Source organism: [Pseudomonas] carboxydohydrogena, assembly GCF_029030725.1.
GTDB lineage: Bacteria > Pseudomonadota > Alphaproteobacteria > Rhizobiales > Xanthobacteraceae > Afipia > Afipia carboxydohydrogena.
This window is the reverse complement of record NZ_CP113162.1, coordinates 1,802,134-1,824,690: the sequence shown is the minus strand read 5'-3', so window position 1 is coordinate 1,824,690 and position 22,557 is coordinate 1,802,134. Positions and strand designations below refer to the sequence as shown.

16 protein-coding genes are annotated in these 22,557 nt (G+C 63.0%); 13 read left to right on the top strand and 3 right to left on the bottom strand.

Annotated features, from left to right (window positions below):
- Positions 1-76 precede the first annotated feature (76 nt).
- From AFIC_RS08925 to AFIC_RS08910, 4 genes are all read left to right on the top strand, one after another.
- Positions 77-1,819 (top strand): ArnT family glycosyltransferase, encoded by a 1,743-nt coding sequence (locus tag AFIC_RS08925; RefSeq protein ID WP_275245896.1) that lies wholly within the window; start codon positions 77-79, stop codon positions 1,817-1,819.
- A gap of 24 nt (positions 1,820-1,843) precedes the next feature.
- Positions 1,844-2,626 (top strand): phosphatase PAP2 family protein, encoded by a 783-nt coding sequence (locus AFIC_RS08920; RefSeq protein WP_275245895.1) that lies wholly within the window; start codon positions 1,844-1,846, stop codon positions 2,624-2,626.
- A gap of 96 nt (positions 2,627-2,722) precedes the next feature.
- Positions 2,723-3,478, top strand: a complete 756-nt coding sequence (locus AFIC_RS08915; protein WP_275245894.1) for a glycosyltransferase family 2 protein — start codon at positions 2,723-2,725, stop codon at positions 3,476-3,478.
- Positions 3,478-3,816, top strand: a complete 339-nt coding sequence (locus AFIC_RS08910; RefSeq protein WP_275245893.1) for a lipid-A-disaccharide synthase N-terminal domain-containing protein — start codon at positions 3,478-3,480, stop codon at positions 3,814-3,816. The genes AFIC_RS08915 and AFIC_RS08910 overlap by 1 nt, the downstream gene beginning before the upstream one ends.
- A gap of 3 nt (positions 3,817-3,819) precedes the next feature.
- Here the strand turns inward: AFIC_RS08910 and metC are convergent, their stop codons facing one another.
- The gene (gene metC, locus AFIC_RS08905) at positions 3,820-5,028 is read right to left on the bottom strand and encodes a cystathionine beta-lyase (RefSeq protein WP_275245892.1); all 1,209 of its coding nucleotides are present in this window, start codon (positions 5,026-5,028) and stop codon (positions 3,820-3,822) included.
- Positions 5,029-5,206: 178 nt separating this feature from the next.
- Here metC and AFIC_RS08900 point away from each other — a divergent pair, with 178 nt between their 5' ends.
- From AFIC_RS08900 to AFIC_RS08880, 5 genes are all read left to right on the top strand, one after another.
- Positions 5,207-6,226, top strand: a complete 1,020-nt coding sequence (locus AFIC_RS08900) for an amino acid ABC transporter substrate-binding protein (RefSeq protein ID WP_420833317.1) — start codon at positions 5,207-5,209, stop codon at positions 6,224-6,226.
- Positions 6,227-6,240: 14 nt separating this feature from the next.
- The gene (locus tag AFIC_RS08895; RefSeq protein WP_275245891.1) at positions 6,241-7,446 is read left to right on the top strand and encodes an amino acid ABC transporter permease; all 1,206 of its coding nucleotides are present in this window, start codon (positions 6,241-6,243) and stop codon (positions 7,444-7,446) included.
- Positions 7,443-8,807, top strand: coding sequence for an amino acid ABC transporter permease (locus tag AFIC_RS08890; protein WP_275245890.1), 1,365 nt, complete (start codon positions 7,443-7,445; stop codon positions 8,805-8,807). The genes AFIC_RS08895 and AFIC_RS08890 overlap by 4 nt, the downstream gene beginning before the upstream one ends.
- Before the next feature lie 13 nt (positions 8,808-8,820).
- Positions 8,821-9,561, top strand: a complete 741-nt coding sequence (locus tag AFIC_RS08885) for an amino acid ABC transporter ATP-binding protein (RefSeq protein ID WP_275245889.1) — start codon at positions 8,821-8,823, stop codon at positions 9,559-9,561.
- A 445-nt stretch (positions 9,562-10,006) separates the two neighbouring features.
- Positions 10,007-10,549 (top strand): OmpW/AlkL family protein, encoded by a 543-nt coding sequence (locus AFIC_RS08880; protein ID WP_275245888.1) that lies wholly within the window; start codon positions 10,007-10,009, stop codon positions 10,547-10,549.
- A 127-nt stretch (positions 10,550-10,676) separates the two neighbouring features.
- On the opposite strand, the gene AFIC_RS08875 is transcribed toward AFIC_RS08880, so the two are convergent.
- Positions 10,677-11,714 carry a cysteine synthase A gene (locus tag AFIC_RS08875; protein WP_275245887.1) on the bottom strand — a complete coding sequence of 346 codons (1,038 nt, stop codon included), beginning with the start codon at positions 11,712-11,714 and terminating at the stop codon, positions 10,677-10,679.
- 104 nt (positions 11,715-11,818) lie between these two features.
- A complete protein-coding gene (locus AFIC_RS08870; protein ID WP_275245886.1) occupies positions 11,819-13,045 on the bottom strand; it encodes an SAM-dependent methyltransferase in 1,227 nt (408 codons plus the stop codon).
- A gap of 454 nt (positions 13,046-13,499) precedes the next feature.
- Between AFIC_RS08870 and AFIC_RS08865 the strand changes: the two genes are divergently transcribed.
- Genes AFIC_RS08865 through AFIC_RS08850 form a run of 4 tightly spaced genes read left to right on the top strand, consistent with a single transcriptional unit; the run spans position 13,500 to position 22,515 of the window.
- Positions 13,500-14,996 (top strand): efflux transporter outer membrane subunit, encoded by a 1,497-nt coding sequence (locus tag AFIC_RS08865; protein WP_275245885.1) that lies wholly within the window; start codon positions 13,500-13,502, stop codon positions 14,994-14,996.
- Complete coding sequence (locus tag AFIC_RS08860) at positions 14,986-16,248, top strand: efflux RND transporter periplasmic adaptor subunit (protein WP_275245884.1); 1,263 nt, start codon at positions 14,986-14,988, stop codon at positions 16,246-16,248. Before AFIC_RS08865 ends, AFIC_RS08860 begins: the two co-directional genes overlap by 11 nt.
- Positions 16,249-16,257: 9 nt before the next feature.
- Positions 16,258-19,407: an efflux RND transporter permease subunit gene (locus tag AFIC_RS08855; protein ID WP_275245883.1), complete on the top strand. Its 3,150-nt coding sequence runs from the start codon at positions 16,258-16,260 to the stop codon at positions 19,405-19,407.
- Positions 19,408-22,515, top strand: a complete 3,108-nt coding sequence (locus AFIC_RS08850; protein ID WP_275245882.1) for an efflux RND transporter permease subunit — start codon at positions 19,408-19,410, stop codon at positions 22,513-22,515. It begins immediately after the preceding gene.
- Positions 22,516-22,557 lie beyond the last annotated feature (42 nt).

The window sequence follows — 22,557 nt, the reverse complement described above, 5'->3', positions numbered from 1 at the left end:
AACACTTGCGGCATTTGTGCAACGCGGCTCGGCCGGGCCAATTGTCGGCTAAGTGGTTTCATCGTATGCGAAACTCATGATCGATATGGTGCAGCGCCGCGGATTTGGCCGGCCTCCAGCCTCGGAAAACGAGGGCCGGGGGCTGACGGCTTTGCTCGATGCCGTGTCGGGGAGCCACATCCGCTCGGTCGCGTTCCTGATCGTCTGCGGGTTTCTGTTTTTTCTGCCTGGCTTGTTTCACATCGGGCCGATCGACCGCGACGAGGCCCGTTTCGCGCAGGCCTCCAAGCAGATGGCGGAAACCGGCGATCCGGTCGATATCCGCTTTCAGGACGAGGTCCGTTACAAGAAACCGGTCGGAATCTACTGGCTACAGGCCGGTGTGGTGAAGACCGCCGAGAAGCTCGGCCTGCCACGTCCGGAAATCCGGATCTGGCTGTATCGCGTCCCTTCGTTGTTCGGCGCGATCGGGGCGGTGCTGCTGACCTACTGGACGGCGCTGGCTTTCGTTACCCGGCGGGGCGCCGTGCTGGCGGGCCTTCTGATGTGTGCGTCGGTAATGCTCGGCATCGAGGCGCGGCTTGCGACGACCGACGCGGTGCTGCTCATGACCACGACGACGGTGATGGGCGCGCTGGCGCGGGTTTATCTGTCCTGGCAGCGGGGCGAGGCATTCGAACGGGGCGCGTGGGCATTGCCCGCGATCTTCTGGACCGCGATGGCCGCAAGTGTGCTGGTCAAGGGGCCGCTGATTTTCCTGATCGCGGGCCTCACCATCGCAGCGCTCGGCTTTCTCGACCGCTCGGTGCAATGGCTGCGGCGCCTGCATCCCGTGCCCGGCGTGCTCTGGATGCTGCTCCTGATCCTGCCGTGGTTCGTCGCGATCTATCTGAAATCCGGCGACAGCTTTTTCGTCAACTCGGTCGGCGGCGACATGCTGAGCAAGGTGGCGTCGCCTCAGGAGTCGCATGGGGCACCGCCCGGCCTTTATTTCGTTCTGTTCTGGGTGACGTTCTGGCCCGGTTCGACGCTCGCGGGCGTGGCCGCGCCGGCGGTGTGGCGCGCCCGGCGGGAACCCGGCGCGCAGTTCCTGCTGGCCTGGCTGGTGCCGTCATGGATCGTGTTTGAACTCATCATCACCAAGCTGCCGCATTACGTGCTGCCGATGTATCCGGCGATCGCGATCCTGATCGTCGGAGCGCTGCAAAGTCATGCGCTGTCGCGCTCGGCCTGGATCGTGCGCGGCGCGGCATGGTGGTTCGTGTTTCCCGCCATTGCCTCAGTCGCAGCCGTCGTGCTGGGCATCTCCGTCCTGAAGCAGCCGGTGTTCGCCGCATGGCCGTTCGCCGCCGCCGCCATGGTGTTCGGGCTGTTCGCGTGGTGGATGTACGACGAGGCTCACGCCGAGCGTTCGCTGCTTAATTCGGTGGCTTCCTCGCTCGCACTGAGCGCCTGCGTGTTCGGCATTGTGCTGCCCGCCTTGACGCCGCTGTTTCCAAGCGTGCAGATCGCCAAGGCGCTGCGCAGCGTCGAGTGCAAGGGGCCGCTCGCGGCGGCGGCCGGTTATCAGGAGCCGAGTCTCGTTTTCATGGTCGGCACGCAGACCTTGCTCACCAACGGTTCCGGCGCCGCCGATTTCCTGCAACAGGGAAGCTGCCGCTTCGCACTGGTGGAGTGGCGCGAGGAGAGAGCCTTCGCGCAACGCGCCGATGCGATCGGGCTGCATTACGCCATCGTGACCCGGATCGAGGGCTACAACATCTCGCAAGGACGCGAGGTTTCCGTCGCTGTGTTCAGGTCGGACATCGATGATGAATGACGTGGCCGTGTCGTGTGACACCCCATGAGCATGCTTTCACAAACCCTGATGCTGGCCGGCCGGGGCGTGGCCCGTCTGTTCGAGCCACCCGCGCACTCGCGCCGTTTCGATGCGCGCCGCAGGCTTGCACGCCACTGGCTCTGGACGGTGATGCTGGGCGGCATTGCCATTATTGCGCTGATGGCTCTAGTCGATGCGCCGGAAATCCGTCTGATGCCGCCGCGTGGCACGGCCTCGCTGTGGCCGTTCCGGATCATGACCGATTTCGGCAAATCCGTGTACGTGCTGACGGTCCTCGGCCTCGGCACCTTGCTTGTGTTCCTGTCGAGCGCCTTCATGAAGAATGTGGCGCGGACCAGAATGATCGGACTGTCCCGGCGGCTCGCTTTTCTTTTTCTTGCGGTTCTGGTTCCGGTCGAGGCCGGTGAAGTCCTGAAAGGCATCGTCGGGCGTGGACGCCCGTTCGTCGGCGGCGCGGCGGACGCGTTCCATTACTCCCATTTCGCATGGACCGAGGCCTATGCGAGCTTTCCCTCGGGCCATGCGATCACGGCCTTTGCGCTGGCTTTCGCGCTGGCCTCGCTTGCCCCGAAATGGCGGATCGCGATCTGGGCCTATGCGGCGATCATCGCGATGACCCGGCTGGTCCTGCTGGCGCATCACCCGAGTGACGTGCTGGCGGGGGCGCTGGTCGGCATCCTCGGCGCGATGGCGGTGCGTTACTGGTTCGCCGCGCGTCACCTGATTTTCACGATCGCCCCGGATGGAGCCATCAAGGTGGCGCGGGACGGCCCTGCGGGCGGCTGAAAGGGGTTGCCCGCTGGCGGAACGCCCCATAAAAGGCGCCGGACGTAGCGGGCCATCGTGTAAAAGACCCGCGTCAGATCACAGATCGATGGACCAATGAGCGAAGCATCGTCTCCCACAAATAACGCCGGACCGGCGGTCTCGGTCGTTGTTCCCGTCCGTAACGAAGAAAACAACATCGGGCCGCTGATTGACGAGATCGACACCGCGCTCGGCAAGCAGTGGTCCTACGAGATCATCTATGTCAACGACGGCTCGACGGATGCGACCGGCGAGCGGCTGCTGGAACGCATGAAGGCGCGCAACAATCTGCGCCAGATTCGCCATGAGAAATCCGCCGGTCAGTCGGCCGCCGTGCGCACCGGCGTTCGGGCCGCGCGCGGCAACATCGTGGTGACGCTGGATGGCGACGGACAGAACAACCCCGCGTTTCTCCCGGCGCTGATCCTCGCGATCGAGCAGGGTGAAGGACGCGTCGGACTCGCCGCCGGGCAAAGAGTCGGACGGCAGGATACGGCGTTCAAGAAGTGGCAATCGCGCATCGCCAATGCCGTGCGCAATGCCATCCTTAAAGATGGAACTCGCGACACCGGCTGCGGGTTGAAAGGATTCCGCCGCGAAGTGTTTCTGGCATTGCCTTACTTCGACGGGTTGCATCGCTTCCTGCCCGCGCTGGTCCGGCGCGAGGGATTCGACATCGTTTACGTGGATGTGATCGATCGTCCGCGCCGCTCCGGAGTATCGAACTATGGTTTCTTCGACCGGCTGTGGGTGGGTTTGATGGATCTCGCCGGCGTCTGGTGGTTGATCCGCCGCAAGAAGTCGAAGCCGGTCGCGACCGAGGTGCGTTGATGCTGATCCAGTTCGGTCAGGCGTTTCATGACTACATTTACGATGTGTTCGTCGCCAAGTTCGACTTCTGGCTGGCGTTCGGTCTTGTCGCGCAATTGCTGTTCACCGCGCGGTTTCTGGTGCAGTGGATTTCCAGCGAGCGCGCCGGGCAGAGCGTGGTGCCGATGGCGTTCTGGTTCTTCTCGATGGGCGGCGGCGTGATGACGCTGATTTACGGCATCGCCAAGCGCGAGCCGATCATCATCCTCGGCCAGTCGCTTGCGACGGTGATTTACCTTCGCAACATCATGCTGATCATCAAGAACCGCACGCGCGGATCGAAGACGCTTGAAAACTAAATGTCACTTCGCCGCATTGAACGCGGCGAACCCGTTTTCGAAATCCGCCTTGAGGTCGTCGAGACTTTCCAATCCGATATGCAGTCGCAGCGTGGGGCCGCCGGGCGCCCATGCCGTCGCGGTGCGGTAGTCGCTGCAATCGAACGGGATCACGAGGCTCTCGAAGCCGCCCCATGAATAGCCCATGCCGAACAGCGTCAGCGTGTCGAGCAGCGCATCGACCGCCTTTTGCGGCGCGGGCTTGAGCACGATGCCGAATAGCCCGCTCGCGCCGGTGAAATCCCGCTTCCAGATCGCGTGGCCCGGATCGCTCTCCAGAGCCGGATAGAGCACGCGCGCGACTTCCGGACGTGCCTGGAACCAATGCGCCATCTCCAGTGCCGACGCCTGATGATGCGCGAGCCGCACCTTCAGCGTGCGCAACCCGCGCAAGGCGAGAAACACATCGTCCGGACCGCAGCAGACGCCGAGCAGGCGGATCGCTTCCTTCACCATGGGCCATGCCCTGGCATTGGCCGCGATGGTGCCGAACATGATGTCGGAATGGCCGCCGATATATTTGGTCGCGGCCTGAATGCTGATGTCGACGCCCTGATCGAGCGAACGATGATAGAGCGGCGTCGCCCAGGTGTTGTCGTCGATCACCAGCGCGCCCTTGTCGTGGGCGACAGCGGCGATCGCGGGAATGTCGCTCATCTCGAAGGATTGCGAACCGGGAGCCTCGACCAGCACGGCGCGCGTGTTCGGCTTAAAGAGGCTGGCGATGCCGCCGCCGATCATCGGATCGAAATAGGTCGTCTCGACGCCATAACGCGCGAGCATCCCGTCGCAGAAGCCGCGCGTTGGGCGGTAGGCATTGTCTGTCACCAGCACGTGATCGCCGGATTTGAGAACCGCGAGCAGGGCGGTGGTGATCGCGGCGACGCCGGACGGCGCGAGGCCGACTCCGGCGCAATTGTCGCCTTCGAGCGCCATCAATGCCTGCTGCAATGCCTTGGTGGTCGGGGTGCCGTGACGGCCGTACTGGAATTCGCCGCGATGGGCATGCAAATCCCCGGCGCTCGGATACAGCACCGTCGAGCCTCGCACCACGGGCGGATTGATGAACCCGCGCTGCGCCTCGGTGTCGCGCCCCGCCGTGACGAGGGTGGTGGCGATGCCGTGACGGGATGACGGAGCTGATGGAGTTTTGGGGCCGGATGGTGCTTTCATCGCATGCAATAAGGCGGCAGCGGCCCTAAACGTCAACCCCTGCCGCGTGCGCTGGAATAGCGCTATCCGGGAGATCGGGGAACGGCTGCCGCCGATCCGCTTCAGGGGCCGGATATTGGCCAGCCGCGCGGAGACGTGTATCAGGGACGGGCGCGTTCACAGTCAAAGAGGCCCTTTCATGAAATACGGATGGCTCGGTATCGTGATGACCTCGGTGTTCCTCGGAAGCCTTGCGCCGGCGAACGCGCAGGCGACGCTCAAGGCCGTTCAGGAACGAGGGGTCCTGAGCTGTGGCGTAAGCCAGGGGTTGCCCGGATTTTCCGCGCCGGACGACACCGGCAAATGGAGCGGCCTCGATGTCGATTTCTGCCGCGCGCTGGCCGCCGTCACATTGAACGATCCGCTCAAGGTGAAGTTCGTGCCGCTCTCCGCGAAGGACCGCTTCACCGCGCTGCAATCCAGCGAGATCGACGTGCTGTCGCGCAACACCACATGGAGCCTGTCGCGCGACACCTCGCTCGGCCTGAATTTCACGGCCGTGATGTATTACGACGGGCAGGGCTTCCTCGTTCGCAAGGCGTTGAAGGTGAATTCGGCGCTGGAACTGAACGGCGCGTCCGTGTGCGTGCAGACCGGCACTACCAACGAGCAGAACCTCGCCGATTATTTCCGCGCCAACAACATGAAGTATGAGGTGGTCGCGTTTGCGACGGCGGATGAAACCATCAAGGCCTACGAATCCGGCCGCTGCGACGTGTTCACGTCAGACGTGTCGCAGCTTTATGCCGAACGCCTGAAGCTCACGGTGCCGGACGATCATGTGGTGCTGCCCGAGATCATTTCCAAGGAACCGCTCGGCCCGGTGGTTCGCCACGGCGACGACCAGTGGTTCGACATTGTGAAGTGGACACTGTTTGCGATGATCAACGCCGAGGAGCTGAACGTCACGCAGAAGAACGTCGGCGAAATGCTCAAGTCGAACAAGCCCGAGATCGCGCGTCTGCTCGGCACGGACGGCAATCTCGGCGAACAGCTTGGCCTGACCAAAGACTGGGTGGTGCGGATCGTGAAGGCGGTCGGCAATTACGGTGAATCGTTCGACCGCAATGTCGGCGCAGGCTCCAAGCTGCGTATTTCGCGCGGCCTCAACAAGCTCTGGAACCAGGGCGGCATCCAGTACGCGCCGCCGATCCGCTGATCGCGGGTATAACGATGGCAACCGCGCCGCGCCGGCCTCCGTTTCGCCCTCTGACGCGCCTGTGGCGCGCGTTGTCGGGCGGCACGGGCTGGAAGGGCATCGCGGGGCAACTGGCATTCGCGGGTTTGCTCGCGTGGCTTGCATTCGACATCGTCACCAACGCGCAGGACAACCTGCGGGCACAGCACATCGCATCCGGCTTCGGCTTTCTGTCGGGGACGGCGGGATTCAGCGTCAACCAGGCGCTGATCCGCTATTCGGAAGCCGACACCTATCTGCGTGTGTTTGAAGTCGGCCTTTTGAATACGCTGCTCGTGTCTATCCTCGGCATCGTGTTCGCCACGATAATCGGCTTCGCCGTGGCATTGGGGCGATTGTCGCCGAACTGGCTGCTGGCGCGGTTGTCCGGCGGTTATGTCGAGATCATCCGCAACCTGCCGCTCTTGTTCCAGTTGCTGTTCTGGTACCTCGCGGTGCTGGCGACTCTGCCGAACCCGCGCCAGAGCTTGTCGGTATTCGGCCTCGCATTCCTCAACAATCGCGGATTCGTCGTGCCGCATGTGGTGCCGCAACAGGGCGCCGGCGTATTCGTCGTCGCCTTCCTCGCGGCGATTGCGGCCTCGCTTGTGATGACAGCGTATGCGCGCCGGCGGCTTTACAGGTACGGCGAGCGGTTGCGGGTGTGGCCGTTCGCGCTGGCGCTGCTGGCTGGCCTGCCGCTCCTCAGCCTCATCCTGTTCGGCGCTCCGGCGTCGTTCGATCTGCCGGTGCTGCGCGGATTCAATTTCGCGGGCGGCACGCGGGTGACGCCCGAATTCGTCGCGCTGACGATCGCGCTCTCGACCTACACCGCGGCCTTCATCGCCGAGATCGTGCGCGGCGGATTGCTCGCCGTGCCGAAAGGGCAGATGGAGGCGGGTGCGTCGCTCGGCCTGTCGCGGCCCGCGATCCTGCGGCTCGTCATCATCCCGCAGGCGATGCGGCTGATCCTGCCGCCGCTGACAAACCAGTATCTCAACCTGACCAAGAATTCCTCGCTCGCGGTCGCGATCGGCTATCCCGACCTGTTCTCGGTGTTCGCCGGAACGACCCTGAGCCAGACCGGGCAGGCGGTCGAGATCATCGCGATGACGATGGCTGTCTATCTCGCGATCTCGCTGGTCACGAGCGCCCTCATGAATCTTTACGGCTGGCGCATCGCGAGGGGCCAACCAGCATGAACGGGAGCGAAGCCACCTTCGTCCGCAAGACGCTGGCACCGGCACGCAAGGCGCCGGTCGTCACCACGGGATTTATCGGTCTCCTGCGCACGCGGCTGTTCAATTCGCCACTCAACATCGCGCTGACGTTTGCAAGCATGGCGCTCGCGTGGCTCATCCTTGAGCCGACGATCCGTTTCCTGCTCGTTGATGCGGTATGGACGGGAGCAGACCGTACCGCGTGTCTTGCGGACAAAACAGGTCATCCGGTCGGCGCGTGCTGGCCGTTCATCCAGGCGAAGTTCACGCAATTGATCTACGGCTTCTATCCCGAGGATCAGCGCTGGCGCGCCAATTTGACATTCGGACTCGCGGCACTTCTGCTGGCGCCGCTGCTGGTGCCGAAAATTCACGGCAAGATACTCAATGCCGCGCTGTTCTTCATCGCCTTTCCCTTCCTCGCATTCTTCCTGCTGCGCGGCGGCGGCCTCAATGGCTTCGCTTTCTACTGGCTGGCCGAACTGTTCGGCGCGGCATGGAAGCCTTCGCTGACACGGTTCTGGCTCGACTTCAGTCTGACGACGACCGTGGTGACGGCCGCCGTCATCGCATTGTGGGGCGGGTGGCGGAACGGACGCCGCGCCGGGTTGTCGAGCGCGCTGACATTCGCCGGAATCGCTCTCGTGATCGAGACGTTGCATCTCGACCGGGGCGGCTTGCCGGCTGTCGATACGCGGCAATGGGGCGGCTTGCTGGTGACGCTTGTGGTGTCGATCACCGGAATCGTCGCCTCGATGCCGGTCGGAATCGCACTCGCGCTGGGCCGCACCTCGCGCATTCCGCTGCTGCGTATTTTCTCTGTGGCATTCATCGAGTTCTGGCGCGGCGTGCCGCTGATCACGGTGCTGTTCTTCGCGACCTACATGCTGCCGCTGTTCCTGCCGGGCGACTTCACCATCGACGCACTGGTGCGCGTACTGGTCGGTATCGCGCTGTTCGCGGGCGCCTACAATGCCGAAGTGATCCGTGGCGGACTGCTCGCGATCCCGCGCGGCCAGCGCGAGGCGGCCAATGCACTCGGCCTGTCGTACTGGAAGACCACGGGCCTGATCGTGCTGCCGCAGGCGTTGCGCCATGTGATCCCGGCTCTGGTCAACAGTTTCATCGCCCTGTTCAAGGACACCACGCTGGTGCTGATCGTCGCGCTGTTCGATCTGCTCGGCCAGTTGCGCGCCGCCTTCGCAGACCCGACATGGGCGACGCCGACGACGCTGTTCACCGGATTTGCCTTCACCGGCATTATTTACTGGGTGGGCTGTTTTGCGATGTCGCGCTATTCGCTGTTTGTCGAGCGGCGTCTCAATGCGCACCGCCAGACCTGATATGGACAATTGCATGGTTGCCGATCCCATCATCCGCATCGAGGGTCTGAACAAGTGGTTCGGCGATTTTCACGTGCTGCGCGACATCGACCTTGCCGTGGCGCGCAAGGAGCGGATCGTAATCTGCGGTCCATCCGGCTCCGGCAAATCGACGCTGATCCGCTGCATCAATGCGCTGGAGGAGTTTCAGGAAGGCAGGATCATCGTTGATGGCATCGAACTCGGCCCCAATCTCAAGCGTGTCGATGACGTGCGCCGCGAGATCGGCATGGTGTTCCAGAGCTTCAACCTGTTTCCGCATCTGACGGTTCTTGAGAACTGCACGCTGGCGCCGATCTGGGTGCGCAGCATGCCGAAGAAGGACGCCGAAGCAGCGGCGATGAAATATCTCGAACGTGTGCGGATACCCGAGCAGGCCAATAAATATCCCGGCCAGATTTCAGGCGGCCAGCAGCAGCGCGTCGCGATCGCGCGCGCGCTGACCATGAACCCGAAGGTGATGCTGTTCGACGAGCCGACATCGGCGCTCGATCCCGAGATGGTCAAGGAGGTGCTCGACACCATCATGGATCTCGCCAATGACGGCATGACCATGATCGTGGTGACGCACGAAATGGGTTTCGCGCGCGAGGTCGCCAACCGCGTGGCGTTCATGGATGCGGGGCAGGTGATCGAGGTCAACACGCCTGACGAATTCTTCGGCCACCCGAAGCACGAGCGAACCCGGCTGTTTCTCAGCCAGATACTGCGCTGAACTGCAAACCTCGCTTTCACCTGCAAAGCGCAAGCGATTCGCGCTCCGTGTCTCGTTCATGTCGTAACGCGTGATATCGCGCTCGGACTGGCAAGTAGCTTTGCTGCGGCGTCACCGGATTGCCGGTGTGAAGACGATATATGTTTCTTCGTCTGTCCGGATGCCCTGAAAACCTCCCGAAAAACCTCATTTCCCGCGTGAGCGCCAAAACCGGCACGGCCCTTGCTTTCGTTTCCCCAAAACAAGAACAGGCCGGATCGAATGTGATCCCGGCCGCGAGGAAGCGAACTGTGGTCCAATGGAGATTGATATAAAGAGAATTTATTTCGGGGCAGGAATTGCGTGTCTGCTGTCGGCTTTCGGAGGTTCGGCCAGCCCCGCCGCCGCCGCAGATCTGGCGTACAAGGCGAAGCCTCCTGTCGAGATCTACGAGCAGAATCCCTGGATGATTCGTGTGCGTGCGATTACCGTGGTGCCGGATGCTTCCGCGAACCTGGGTATCGCGGGGGCATCGGTCGACGTCAGCAAGTCGGTCATGCCCGAGCTTGACGTCACTTACTTCTTTACCAAGAACATCGCCCTTGAAGTTGTGGCGGCCTTCTCGCCCCATTCGGTGACCGGCACCGGAACCATCGAGCCTCTCGGCAAGCTGATGCACACGCTTCTGCTGCCGCCAGTCGCGACGTTGCAATATCACTTCACCGATTTCGGCGCGTTCAAGCCGTATATCGGCGTCGGCGTGAACTATACCTGGTTCCTCGATCAAAGCCTGAAGCAACCGGCACTCGTGACCGGCCACATCAGCAATTCAGTCGGCGTGGTCGGCAATGTCGGCTTCGACTACATGATCGACCGCCACTGGGGTCTCAATCTCGATCTCAAATACGTCGATATGCAGCCGAACGTGAGCTTCAACAATGGCGCCATCACCGGAAAGGTGAAGATCAATCCGTGGATCGTCGGCACGGGCGTGACTTACAAGTTCTGAGCGTTGCTGCGATCGGTGCGTGCTGCCCGGGCGGGCGAGCGTGCCGGAAGCCGCAAACGGATGGCCGGACTTGTGCCGGCCATCCTATTCTAACCGCGCCTTGCGAAAATCGTCGCGCGGAAGGAGCTTAAACCTTCTCGTAGGGGACGCTAATGCTGGTTTTGCGCTCCAGCCATTCCGGCACCGGCAGATGCTTCGCGCGCATGAAGTCCGGATTGAACAGCTTGGACTGATAGCGCGTGCCGTAGTCGCACAGCACCGTCACGATCGTGTGGCCCGGCCCCATTTCCTTCGCCATGCGGATCGCGCCGGCGACGTTGATGCCTGAAGATCCGCCAAGGCACAGACCCTCATGCTCCAGCAGATCGAACACGACCGGCACGGCTTCCTCGTCGGGGATCTGATAGGCACGATCGACCGGCGCACCTTCGAGGTTCGCGGTGATGCGGCTTTGTCCGATGCCCTCGGTGATCGAGGAGCCTTCGGCCTTGAGCACGCCCGTGGTGTAATAGCTGTAGAGCGACGCGCCCATCGGATCGGCGATACCGATCTGTATCTTTGAATTCTTCGCCTTCAGCCCGATGCCAACGCCCGCGAGCGTGCCGCCGCTGCCGACAGAGCAGACGAAGCCATCGACCTTGCCGCCCGTCTGTTCCCAGATTTCCGGAGCGGTGGTGTCGATGTGCGCCTGCCGGTTGGCGACATTGTCGAACTGGTTGGCCCACACAGCGCCGTTCGGCTCGGACTTCGCGACCTGCTCGGCAAGGCGGCCGGACAGGCGGACGTAATTGTTCGGATTGGAATAGGGCGCGGCCGGCACCTCGACGAGCTGTGCGCCGCACAGCCGCAGCATGTCCTTCTTTTCCTGACTCTGCGTCTCGGGGATCACGATGATGGTGCGAAAGCCGAGCGCGTTGGCGACGAGTGCTATTCCGATGCCGGTGTTGCCCGCGGTGCCTTCGACGATCACGCCGCCGGGCTTCAGCGTGCCGCGCGCGATGGCGTCCCGGATAATGAAAAGCGCCGCGCGATCCTTGACCGACTGGCCGGGATTCATGAATTCGGCCTTGCCGAGAATGTTGCACCCGGTCTCTTCCGAGGCGTGCTTGAGCTTGATGAGCGGCGTGTTGCCGATGGCCTCGATAACGTCTTGACGAATTTGCATGGGACCGCAACGGGAGGAATGAGGATGCGGTCAACCTAGTCGCCGCCATGCGGCTCGACAAGCCTGCGGATGGACAGGCTGCGTTGCGCGGTTAATGTTTGCCGCTACTCCTTCGCAAGGACAACCTGCCGCACGTCGATGTTGCCCGACAGAAAGCCAGCCTCGCAGTAGGCGAGATAATATTCCCACAGCCGCCGGAATCGCTCGTCGAAACCGAGCGGAATCAGCTTCGGCCACGCGGCGCGAAAATTGTCGCGCCAGGTCGCAAGCGTCCGGGCATAGTCCTCGCCAAAAATCCGCTCGCGGATCACGGGTACCCCGAACTTCTCGCCGAACCGTTTCAGAACGCCGGGCGAGGGCAGCATGCCGCCCGGAAACACGTATCGCTGGATGAAATCGACCTCTGTACGGTAAGTCTGGAAGAACTGGTCCTGTATCGTGATCGCCTGAATGCCGATCAGGCCACCCGGCTTCAGCCGGTCGCGCAATTGCGAGAAATACTGCGGCCAGAACTGCTCGCCGACCGCCTCGATCATTTCGATCGAGACGATACGGTCGTACGATCCGCGCTCGTCGCGGTAATCCTGAAAACGGATATCCACTCTATCGCCAAGTCCGGCTCTGGCGATCCGCGCCCGGGCGAAATCGCGCTGTTCGGCACTGATCGTCAGGCCGACGACTTTCGCACCGCAATGCGCGGCGGCATATTCGGCGAAACCGCCCCAGCCGCAGCCGATTTCAAGCAACTCGTGGCCGGGTTGCAGGTCGATAGCTTCGGCCAACCGCCGGTATTTGTTCTGCTGCGCGGCGGTGAGGTCCCTTGTGTCCGGCTCGAACAGCGCGGACGAGTAGGTCATGGTCGGATCGAGCCATGCCGAATAGAACTCATTGCCGATATCGTAGTGAGCGAAGATGTTGCGCTTCGCCTGCCGCCTTGTGTTGCGGTTGAGCCAGTGGCGGACGTGCTGGAGGAAGCGGGTCACGGGGCGGTCGGATAACATCGCGCCGCTCAGATCGTGGTTGACGCAGAACACGTAGAGAAACTGCGTCAGGTTCGGCGTGTCCCATTCCCGCCGTAAATAGCTTTCGGCGATGCCGATGTCTCCGGCGCGCAGGAAGCGCCAGCCGAACCTGTAGTCGTTGATCGTCATGGCGGCCGACGGACCGTCCTCGATTCCGCCGCAGCGCAAAATACGTCCGTCGGGCAGGGTGATGTCGAGGGAGCCACGTCTGAGCCGGGCTGCGAAGCCGAGCGCGAGGCGTGCCATGCGGGGGATGCCTTGAAGAAGCGTGTCGATATTGGCGGGTGTGAGAGCCGTCGGTTCAGACACTGCATGGTTCATTTTATCCCGCGTCCTCCATCTCGAAACATGGATGTCGTGGCGGGAACCACTGCGGTCAGGAGCGAAGCATCTGAACACGCAGACGATCCCGGCGATCAATTCATCGCGAAATCAGCCTCGCTCCTTTGGGCGGCGGACGCAAGAGGCTCCCGGCGATTCGGGCGGACCTCGGCGGTAGGAGCGTAGTTGCAGCCCTGCGTTTTGCGGGCCGTTCACGAGGATGAACAGAGGCAAGATTTCCGGCCTGTAATCTTCGGCGGCACAAAGGGCTGAATCGCGTGGGCTATCAGTCACAATCCAATGAAATCTTGCGAGAATCTACAAATTCCAGGGTCCCTGTAAGAGACCTCCACGCCGTTTCCGGGCATAACGTGAATCGAACCAATGGCCGTCCCACAATCTGGATTTGGCATCGGTTCGGCCACGATGGCCATGGCAGAGGATGCGACAACTGGCGCCGGGTTTCAGAGTTCTGGGTTGGGGCGATGCGCTGTCGGCGCACGCGCTGCGGGCCTGCGCGATTTTCACGGCGGCGCTGCTTCTGCCCGGCTGCATCCTGAAGCAGGACCTGCCGGACCCCGCGTTCGATATTCCCGCCGCGTATCAGAAGGACACGACGCCCCGGAAACAGGATGCGCCGCCAGCGCTCGACTGGTGGCGCGGCTTCCGCTCACCGGAACTGACCGCGCTGATGGAGGAGACCCAGCGGGTCAACCTCGACATCGCGGCCGCGACCGCGCGCATCCTTCAGGCCGACGCACTGGCACGGACAGCGGGTGCTGCGTTGCTGCCGACGCTCGACGCCAACGCATCCGCCACGCGCTCCAAATCTTCGTCAGGCTTTCTCAACAACGGCACCGCCGCCTCGCGCGGCACGATCAACACCTATTCGACCTCGCTCAGCGCGAGCTACGAAGTCGATTTGTGGGCCAAGAACCGCGACGCGCTGCTCGCAGCCGAAAAAACAGCCGACGCCAACCGTTTCGATCGCGACACCGTGGCGCTCACATCGATGGTGAGCGTGGCCAACGCCTATTTCCAGGTGCTCGCCGCGCAGGGCCGGATCGCCACCGCGCAGCGCAATATCGCCAGCGCCCAGCGCATCTACGATGCGATCAAGGCCCGTGTCGATGCGGGCACGGGTTCCGACCTCGATCTTGCGCAGCAGGAAAGCCTGCTCGCCAACCAGCGAGCGTCCGTGCCGCCGCTGCGCCAGACGCTGACGCAGAACATCAACATTCTGGCGACGCTGGTGGCGCGGCCGCCCGAACGTGTTCACATCAGTGGCGGCTCGCTCGCCCGCATTTCGGCGCCGCGCGTCACGCCCGGATTACCATCGGAACTTCTCACCCAGCGCCCCGACATCCGCCGTCAGGAAGCGCAGCTTGCCTCCGCGACCGCCAATGTCGGCAGCGCGCGGGCGCAGTTCTTTCCGAGCATCCAGTTGACCGGGCAGGGCGGCTACCAAAGCTCCGCGCTCTCGGCCCTGTTCATGCCGCAATCGGCCTTCTTCAGTCTTGCGGCGGGCCTGACGCAGCCGATCTTCGATGCGGGCCGCATCCAGGCCAATTTCGATCTGACCAAGGCACAGCAGGACGAGTTGTTGCAGACCTATCGCAAGACGGTGATCTCGGCGTTCTCCGATGTCGACACCGCGCTCGACGCCATCAAGCAGACCGCTAACCGCCTGCGGCTACAGCGTATCGTCGTAAAATCGTCCCGGCGGGCGTTTGAACTGTCGGAAAAACAATTGCAGGCGGGCACCGCCGATATCGTCACCGTGTTAAACACGCAGCAGACTCTGTTCACCGCGGAGGACACCTTGCAGCAGGCGCAACTGGCGTGGCTGCAAGCCTATGTCAGCCTGTTTTCAGCCCTCGGGGGCGGATGGGAGCCAAAGACAGTGTTGAGCACAATGGAGCCCGCGCATGCTCTTTAAGCCAGGCGAGGACGGCAAGGTGGGCGAAGGCGTGGCGCGGATCGCCGCCGGTGCACGGCGGCGCACGGTATCGCTGTTCATCGGCCTCGTGATCGTGGCCGGACTCGGCTGGCTCGCCTGGTCGTATTTTTTCAGCGGAAGCAATGTAGCGCGCACGCGGCCGGATATGGCCGTGCCGGTGTTGGCCGCGACACCGAAGGTCGAGGACGTGCCGGTCTATCTCGATGGCGTCGGCCAGGTGCGGGCGCTCAACACCGTGACGGTACGCGCACAGGTGGACGGCAAGCTGCTGAAGGTGAATTTCGTCGAAGGTCAGGACGTCAAGGCGGGCGACGTGCTCGCCGAGATCGATCCCGTGATCTATCAGGCGCAATACGATCAGGCCGTCGCCAAAAAGGCGCAGGACGAAGCGCAGCTTGCCAATGCGCGGATCGATTTGAAGCGTTACGAGCAACTCGCTGCTTCAAAGGCCGGTTCCGCGCAGCAGGCCGATACGCAAAAGGCGACGGTCGCCCAACTCGAGGCGGTGGTGCGCTCCGATCAGGCCGCCATCGACAACGCGCAGGCGACGCTTGGCTATACCAAGATCGTCGCGCCGCTGTCGGGCCGCACAGGTCTGCGTCAGGTCGATCCGGGCAACATCGTCCATGCCTCCGACACCACGGGCGTCGTGGTGCTGACGCAGTTGCAGCCGATCGCGGTGCAGTTCAGCCTGCCGCAGCAGGAGATCAACCGCGTCAACGCGGCGTCCGCGAAGGGCACGCTCGCCGTCGATGTGTTCGGCAATGACGGGCGCACCGTCGCCGATACCGGCACGATGCGCACCATCGACAATCAGGTCGATCCGGCCACCGGCACGGTGAAAGTGAAGGCCGAATTCCCGAACCCGAACCACCAGCTCTGGCCGGGACAGTTCGTCAACGTCCGCCTCAAGGTCGAGGTCCTGCCGAAGGCGCTGACGGTGCCGACAGCGGCCGTGCAGCGCGGACCGTCGGGCACGTTCAGCTATGTGATCGGTGAGAACAACATCGTCACCGCCAAGGCTGTCACCGTGACCCAGCAGGACGAAACCACGGCCGTCATCGCCAGCGGCCTGACGCCGGCCGACAAGGTGGTCACGACCGGCTTCGCCAACCTCTCGGACGGCTCGAAGGTGGCGATCGGCACCAACGACAACACGCCGACGCAGGATCTTGCGCCGCGTAAACGGGAACAAAAGGGCGGGCAGGGCGGCGGACGGCGTTCGCGATAAAGGGTGGAAATGAGCGTTTCCGAACCATTCATCCGCAGGCCGATTGCAACCTCGCTGCTCGGGCTCGCGCTCCTGATCGGCGGCGCGCTCGGCTACTGGTCGCTTCCGGTGTCCTCGCTGCCGCAGGTCGATTTTCCGACCGTGCAGGTGACGACGCAACTGCCGGGCGCGAGCCCCGATGTCGCCGCCTCGCTGATTACCGCGCCGCTTGAACGCCAGCTCGGGCAAATTCCCTCGCTGTCGTCGATGACCTCGACGAGTTCGTTCGGCGTCAGCCAGATCTCGCTGCAATTCGATCTCAACCGCGACATCGACGGCGCGACGCAGGACGTTCAGGCCGCGATCAATGCCGCCAACGGCGTGCTGCCGAAAAACCTGCCGTATCCGCCGACCTACGCCAAGGTCAATCCGGCGGACGCGCCGGTGATGACGCTGGCGCTGACTTCCGACACCATTTCGGTGCGCGCGATGAGCGACCTTGCGGATTCGCTGATGGCGCAACGGCTCGCGCAGATCAGCGGCGTCGGGCGCGTCTCCGTGCTTGGGGGGCTGAAGCCCGCCGTGCGGGTGCAGGCCGATCTTGCGCGCCTCGCCGCCTACGGTCTCGGCATGGAGGATTTGCGCACCGCCATCGTGGGCGCGAACGTCTCAGGCCCGAAAGGCTCGCTCGACGGCAAGCAGCAATCCTACACCATCGCCGCCAACGATCAGTTGAGTACCGCGGATCAGTACCGCGACGTTGTTATCGCCTATCGCAACAATGCGCCGGTGACCGTCGGCGACGTGTCACAGCTCATCGACGGGCTGGAGAACGACAAGACCGGCGGCTGGTACAAGAACAAGCCCGCCGTCATCATCGAAATCCAGCGCCAGCCCGGCGCCAACGTCATCGACGTGGTGCAGCAGATCCGCGCGGAGATTCCGAAACTCCAGCAAGCGATCCCCGCTGGCGTGAACCTCACCATCGTCAGCGATCGCACCGTGACCATTCGCGCCTCGGTCCATGACGTGCAGTTCACGCTCATCCTCAGCGTCATTCTGGTGACGCTGGTAGTGTTGCTGTTCCTGCGCTCGATCCGCGCGACCATCATCGCGGGCGTGGCGCTGCCGCTGTCGCTGATCACCAGTTTCGGCATCATGTGGTTCGCGGGCTTCAGCCTCGATAATTTATCCTTGATGGCGCTGACGATCGGCACGGGGTTCGTGGTCGACGACGCTATCGTGATGATCGAGAACATCGTCCGACACATGGAAGGCGGCGAGACCGCGATGGAAGCGGCGCTGCGCGGCGCGCGCGAGATCGGATTCACCGTGATCTCGCTCACCGTGTCGCTGATCGCGGTGTTCATACCGCTCCTGTTCATGTCGGGCCTTGTGGGACGCATGTTCCGCGAGTTCGCGCTGACGCTGACGATCGCGGTCGTCACCTCCGCCATCGTCTCGCTGACGCTGACGCCGATGATGTGTTCGCGGCTATTGAAGCGCCACGGCGAGGAATGGGAAATTCCTGGACTGCGCGCCATCAGCGACTTCATTGACCGCACGGTGGAATTCTATCACCGCACCTTGCTGGTCGTGCTGCGGCACCAGCGGCTGACGCTGGTCGTAACGCTGCTGACCGTGGTGGCGACGACGGTGCTCTACATGATCGCGCCGAAGGGCTTTCTGCCGCTTCAGGACACCGCGTCCATCGTCGCGGTGACCGAGGCTGGGCAGGACGTCTCCTTTGCCGAGATGCAGAACCGGCAGACGGCGGTCGCCAAGATTATTGAGGCAGATGCCGATGTAACCGGGCTCGTTTCCACCATCGGCGCGGGATCGGTGAATCCGACGCCCAATGTCGGGCGCATCACCATCAACCTGAAGCCGCGCGACGAGCGCAAGGCCGATGTCTCGGGCGTTATCGAGCGGCTGAAACAGCGTGTCGCCTCGATCCCCGGCATTTCCGTCTATTTCCAGCCGGTGCAGGACATCCAGATCAGCACCAAATCGAGCCGGTCACAGTATCAGTACACGCTGACCGGCACCGACCGCGACGAAGTCGTGAAATGGTCGAATGCGCTGGTGCAGGAGATGCGCCGGAATTCGCTGTTCCGTGATGTGTCGTCGGAGGCGCAGGAGGGCGGCCTGCGCGCGGCGCTCAGCGTGGACCGCCAGCGCGCGGGGCAGCTCGGCGTCTCGTTGCAGGCTGTCAACGATACGCTGAACGACGCTTTCAGCCAGCGGCAGATTTCAACCATCTACGGCCAGGCCAACCAATATCGCGTGGTGCTGGAGGCGATGCCGGAGGATCAGCGCGATCCGAATATCCTGTCGAAGCTGTATGTGCCGGGGGCTGCGAGCACGACCGGCGCGGGCACCTCGCAGGTGCCGATCTCGGCGGTCGCGACCCTGACGCGAACCACAGCACCGCTGTCGATCTCGCATCAGGCGCAGTTCCCCGCCGTGTCGCTGAGTTTCAACCTCGCCCCCGGCGAGGCGCTCGGCGATGCCGTCAACGCCCTGCACAAAATCGAGAAGCAGATCGGCATGCCGGGCAACATCACCGGCCTCTATTCGGGAGACGCGGCGGAATTCTCGCGTTCGCTCTCGGGCCAGCCCTGGCTGATCCTCGCCGCCATCGTCACGATCTATATCGTGCTCGGCGTTTTGTACGAGAGCTACATCCACCCGATCACCATTCTCTCGACGCTGCCGTCGGCCGGCGTCGGCGCCATCCTTGCGTTGATTCTCACCGGACAGGATCTGTCCGTGATCGGCCTGATCGGCATCATCCTGCTGATGGGCATCGTCAAGAAGAATGCGATCATGATGATCGACTTCGCGCTGGAGGCGGAGCGGCATGAAGGGCGCACGCCATATGACGCCATCGTTCAGGCCTGCCTGCTGCGTTTCCGCCCGATCATGATGACCACGCTGGCCGCCTTGTTCGGCGCGTTGCCGCTGGCGCTCGAAACCGGCACCGGCTCGGAACTGCGCTTTCCGCTCGGCGTGTCGATCATCGGCGGTCTGATCGTCAGCCAGATCCTTACGCTCTATACGACGCCGGTGATCTATCTCGCGCTCGACCGCATCAACCGGCGTCTCGAAAGCGCCGTGCCGCCTGCGGACAATTATCCGTCGCCTCCGGTTGCCGGCGCGACGGAAGGCATGCAGTAAATGTCGATCTCGGAACCCTTCATCCGCAGGCCGGTCGGCACCACGCTGCTGGCAATCGGGTTGTTCCTTGTCGGCGCGGTCGCCTATGTGAACCTCCCGGTCGCGAGCATTCCCAACGTGGACTTTCCGATGATCCGCGTGTCGGCCTCGCGGCCCGGCGCCGATCCCTCGGTGATGGCCGCAACCGTTGCCGCACCTCTGGAGCGCAAGCTCGGCGAAATCGCGGGCGTCGATCAGATTACCTCGTCGAGTTCGCTCGGCTCGACCAGCATCCAGATGCAGTTCGCCATTGGACGCAGCATCGACAAGGCCGCGCGTGACGTGCAGGCGGCGATCAACGCTTCGCTGGCGGATCTGCCGACCGACTTGCCTTCGCTGCCGAATTTCCGCAAGGCGAACACGGCGGGGATGCCGGTCTTCATTATCGCGCTGACATCCAAGACAATGTCGTCAAGCGCGATCTATGACATCGCAGACACGGTCGTGGCGCAAAGGATTGCACAGGTCCAGGGCGTGGGCGAGGTGACCGTGAGCGGCGCCGACCAGCCCGCGGTCCGGGTGCAGATGAATCCCGTGCTGCTCGCCAATGCCGGGATCTCCACCGACAGCGTGCGCACCGCCATCGTCAACGCCAACGCCTTCGGCCCGATCGGGATGTTCAACGGTCATCGGCAGGGCGAAACGCTCGGCCTCAATCCGCAGATGCGCACCGCGGCGGAACTGAAGAACATCGTTATCAAATCCTCGAACGGAAATTTCATCCGTCTGTCGGATGTCGCCAACGTCGTCGATGCGACGCGCTCCAGCCGCTCGATCGCATGGTTTAACAAGCAGCCCGCGGTGCTGTTGCAGATCACCAAGCAGAGCGACGCCAACGTGATCGAGACGGTGGACCGGATCAGGGCGCTGCTACCGCAACTCAAGCAATGGATTCCGGCGGGCGTCGAAATCTCGACGCTGACCGACCGCACCGGCACCATCCGCGCCAGCGTCGATGACATGCAATGGACGCTGGGCGCGACCGCGATCCTGGTGATGGCGGTGGTCTTCATCTTCCTGCGCCGCATGGTGCCGACGATAGCGGCCGGCATCTCGGTGCCGCTGGCGCTGGCAGGCACCTGCGCCGGAATGTGGGCGGCAGGATTTTCGATCGACAACCTGTCGCTGATGGCGCTCGCGATTTCGATCGGCTTCGTCGTCGACGACGCCATCGTCATGATCGAGAACATGTACCGCAATCTGGAGCAGGGCATGTCGCCCCCGCGCGCGGCGCTGGAAGGCGCCAAGCAGATCGGGTTCACGGTGCTGTCGATCAGCCTGTCGCTGGTCGCCGCCTTCACGCCATTGATCTTCATGGACGGCATCGTCGGGCGGCTGTTGCGTGAATTCTCATTGACGCTGGTGTTCGCCATCGCCGTCTCGACCGTGGTGTCGCTGACGGTGACGCCGATGATCTGCGCGCAGTACATCAAACACGCGCACTCCGAAAAGGAAACCCGCTTCGACAGGATCGTCGAGGGCTTCCTGTCGCGGATATTGGTGTTCTACGAGCGCACCCTGAAGGTCGTGCTGCGGGTACCGGTCGTGACGATCGTGGTGTTCTTCGCCACCATCGCGCTGACCGTCGTGCTGTTCGCAAAACTGCCGAAGGGTTATTTCCCGACCGACGACAGCGGTTTCATTTTCGGATCGACGCGGGCGTCCGCCGACATCTCGTTCCAGGCGATGCTCGGCCTGCAACAGCGCGTCGCCGATACCGTGATGGCCGATCCGGCCGTCGCCAGCATCGGCTCGACGCTCGGAGGCAGCTCGTTCGCGGGCGGCTCGAACCGCGGCACGATGTTCATCTCATTAAAATCACCGGAGGAGCGGGGCGGCCTCAGCACCTCGCTGGTGATCGACAGGCTGCGCCGCGAACTCGGGAAAATTCCGGGAATCCGGCTGTTCATGGTCGCCGCGCAGGATATCCGCGCGGGCGGGCGGCAGAGCGATTCCAACTACCAGTACACACTCTCCAGTGCCGATCTCGATCTGCTGCAAAAATGGGGACCGCTGATCGCCAAGCGAATGGAGACGGTGGAGGGCATCACCGACATCTCCAGCGATTCCGATCCGGGCGGGCTACAACTCAACCTCAAGATCGACCGCAAGATGGCGGCGAGCGTCGGCGCGGACATTCAGGACATCGACAACGCGCTGAACAACGCTTTCGCCCAACGGCAGATTTCCTATATCTACACCCAGCGCAACCAGTACCAGATCGTACTGGAGGTCGATCCGCATTTTCAGGATGACCCGGCCGACCTCGCGCATATCTATGTCGCGGGCGCCAACAACACGCAGATTCCGCTATCGGCGCTTGTTCATTACAGCCGCGGCCTCGCACCGCTCGCCGTGCGCCATACGGGTTCGTTCCCCTCGACCACGGTCTCGTTCAATACGCTGCCCAATGTGCCGCTGGAAACCGCAACGGCAAACATTCGTCAGGCTATCGCGGAACTGCATATGCCGGAGGGCATTCGCGGCACCTTCGAGGGCAACGCCGCCGATAGCCAGAAGACCGCCAGCCATCAGCCGCTTTTGATTCTCGGCGCGCTGGTTGCGGTCTATATCGTGCTCGGCGTGCTGTATGAGAGCCTTGCGCACCCGCTCACGATTATCTCGACGCTGCCGCCCGCGGGGCTGGGCGCGCTGCTGGCGCTGCTTATCACCGGGCTGCCGCTTACCGTGATCGCCTTTGTCGGCATCATTCTCCTGATCGGCATCGTCAAGAAGAACGGCATCATGATCGTGGATTTCGCGCTGGAAGGCGAACGGCAGCACGGCATGAATTCGCATGACGCGATTTTTGCAGCAAGCCTCGCGCGATTCCGTCCCATCATCATGACGACGATGGCGGCCTTGCTCGCCGCCGTGCCGCTCGTGGTCGCGACCGGCCCCGGCACCGAACTGCGGCGGCCGCTCGGCGTCACCATCATCGGCGGCCTGATCGTATCGCAGATCCTCACGCTCTATACGACGCCCGTGATCTATCTTCTGATCGACCGCGCGCGCCTGTGGGTGCGCGGCAAATTCTCTCCCGGCCCAAGCGCGGTGCCGGCGGAATAGGGCCTCTGCCGGGGCAAGTTGCTGCATGGAAGCAGGGCGCGT

Coding starts and splice junctions, on each gene's coding strand:
- AFIC_RS08925 (WP_275245896.1), top strand. CDS start 77: ATGATCGATATGGTGCAGCGCCGCGGATTTGGCCGGCCTCCAGCCTCG.
- AFIC_RS08920 (WP_275245895.1), top strand. CDS start 1,844: ATGAGCATGCTTTCACAAACCCTGATGCTGGCCGGCCGGGGCGTGGCC.
- AFIC_RS08915 (WP_275245894.1), top strand. CDS start 2,723: ATGAGCGAAGCATCGTCTCCCACAAATAACGCCGGACCGGCGGTCTCG.
- AFIC_RS08910 (WP_275245893.1), top strand. CDS start 3,478: ATGCTGATCCAGTTCGGTCAGGCGTTTCATGACTACATTTACGATGTG.
- metC (WP_275245892.1), bottom strand. CDS start 5,028: ATGAAAGCACCATCCGGCCCCAAAACTCCATCAGCTCCGTCATCCCGT.
- AFIC_RS08900 (WP_420833317.1), top strand. CDS start 5,207: ATGAAATACGGATGGCTCGGTATCGTGATGACCTCGGTGTTCCTCGGA.
- AFIC_RS08895 (WP_275245891.1), top strand. CDS start 6,241: ATGGCAACCGCGCCGCGCCGGCCTCCGTTTCGCCCTCTGACGCGCCTG.
- AFIC_RS08890 (WP_275245890.1), top strand. CDS start 7,443: ATGAACGGGAGCGAAGCCACCTTCGTCCGCAAGACGCTGGCACCGGCA.
- AFIC_RS08885 (WP_275245889.1), top strand. CDS start 8,821: ATGGTTGCCGATCCCATCATCCGCATCGAGGGTCTGAACAAGTGGTTC.
- AFIC_RS08880 (WP_275245888.1), top strand. CDS start 10,007: ATGATTCGTGTGCGTGCGATTACCGTGGTGCCGGATGCTTCCGCGAAC.
- AFIC_RS08875 (WP_275245887.1), bottom strand. CDS start 11,714: ATGCAAATTCGTCAAGACGTTATCGAGGCCATCGGCAACACGCCGCTC.
- AFIC_RS08865 (WP_275245885.1), top strand. CDS start 13,500: ATGCGACAACTGGCGCCGGGTTTCAGAGTTCTGGGTTGGGGCGATGCG.
- AFIC_RS08860 (WP_275245884.1), top strand. CDS start 14,986: ATGCTCTTTAAGCCAGGCGAGGACGGCAAGGTGGGCGAAGGCGTGGCG.
- AFIC_RS08855 (WP_275245883.1), top strand. CDS start 16,258: ATGAGCGTTTCCGAACCATTCATCCGCAGGCCGATTGCAACCTCGCTG.
- AFIC_RS08850 (WP_275245882.1), top strand. CDS start 19,408: ATGTCGATCTCGGAACCCTTCATCCGCAGGCCGGTCGGCACCACGCTG.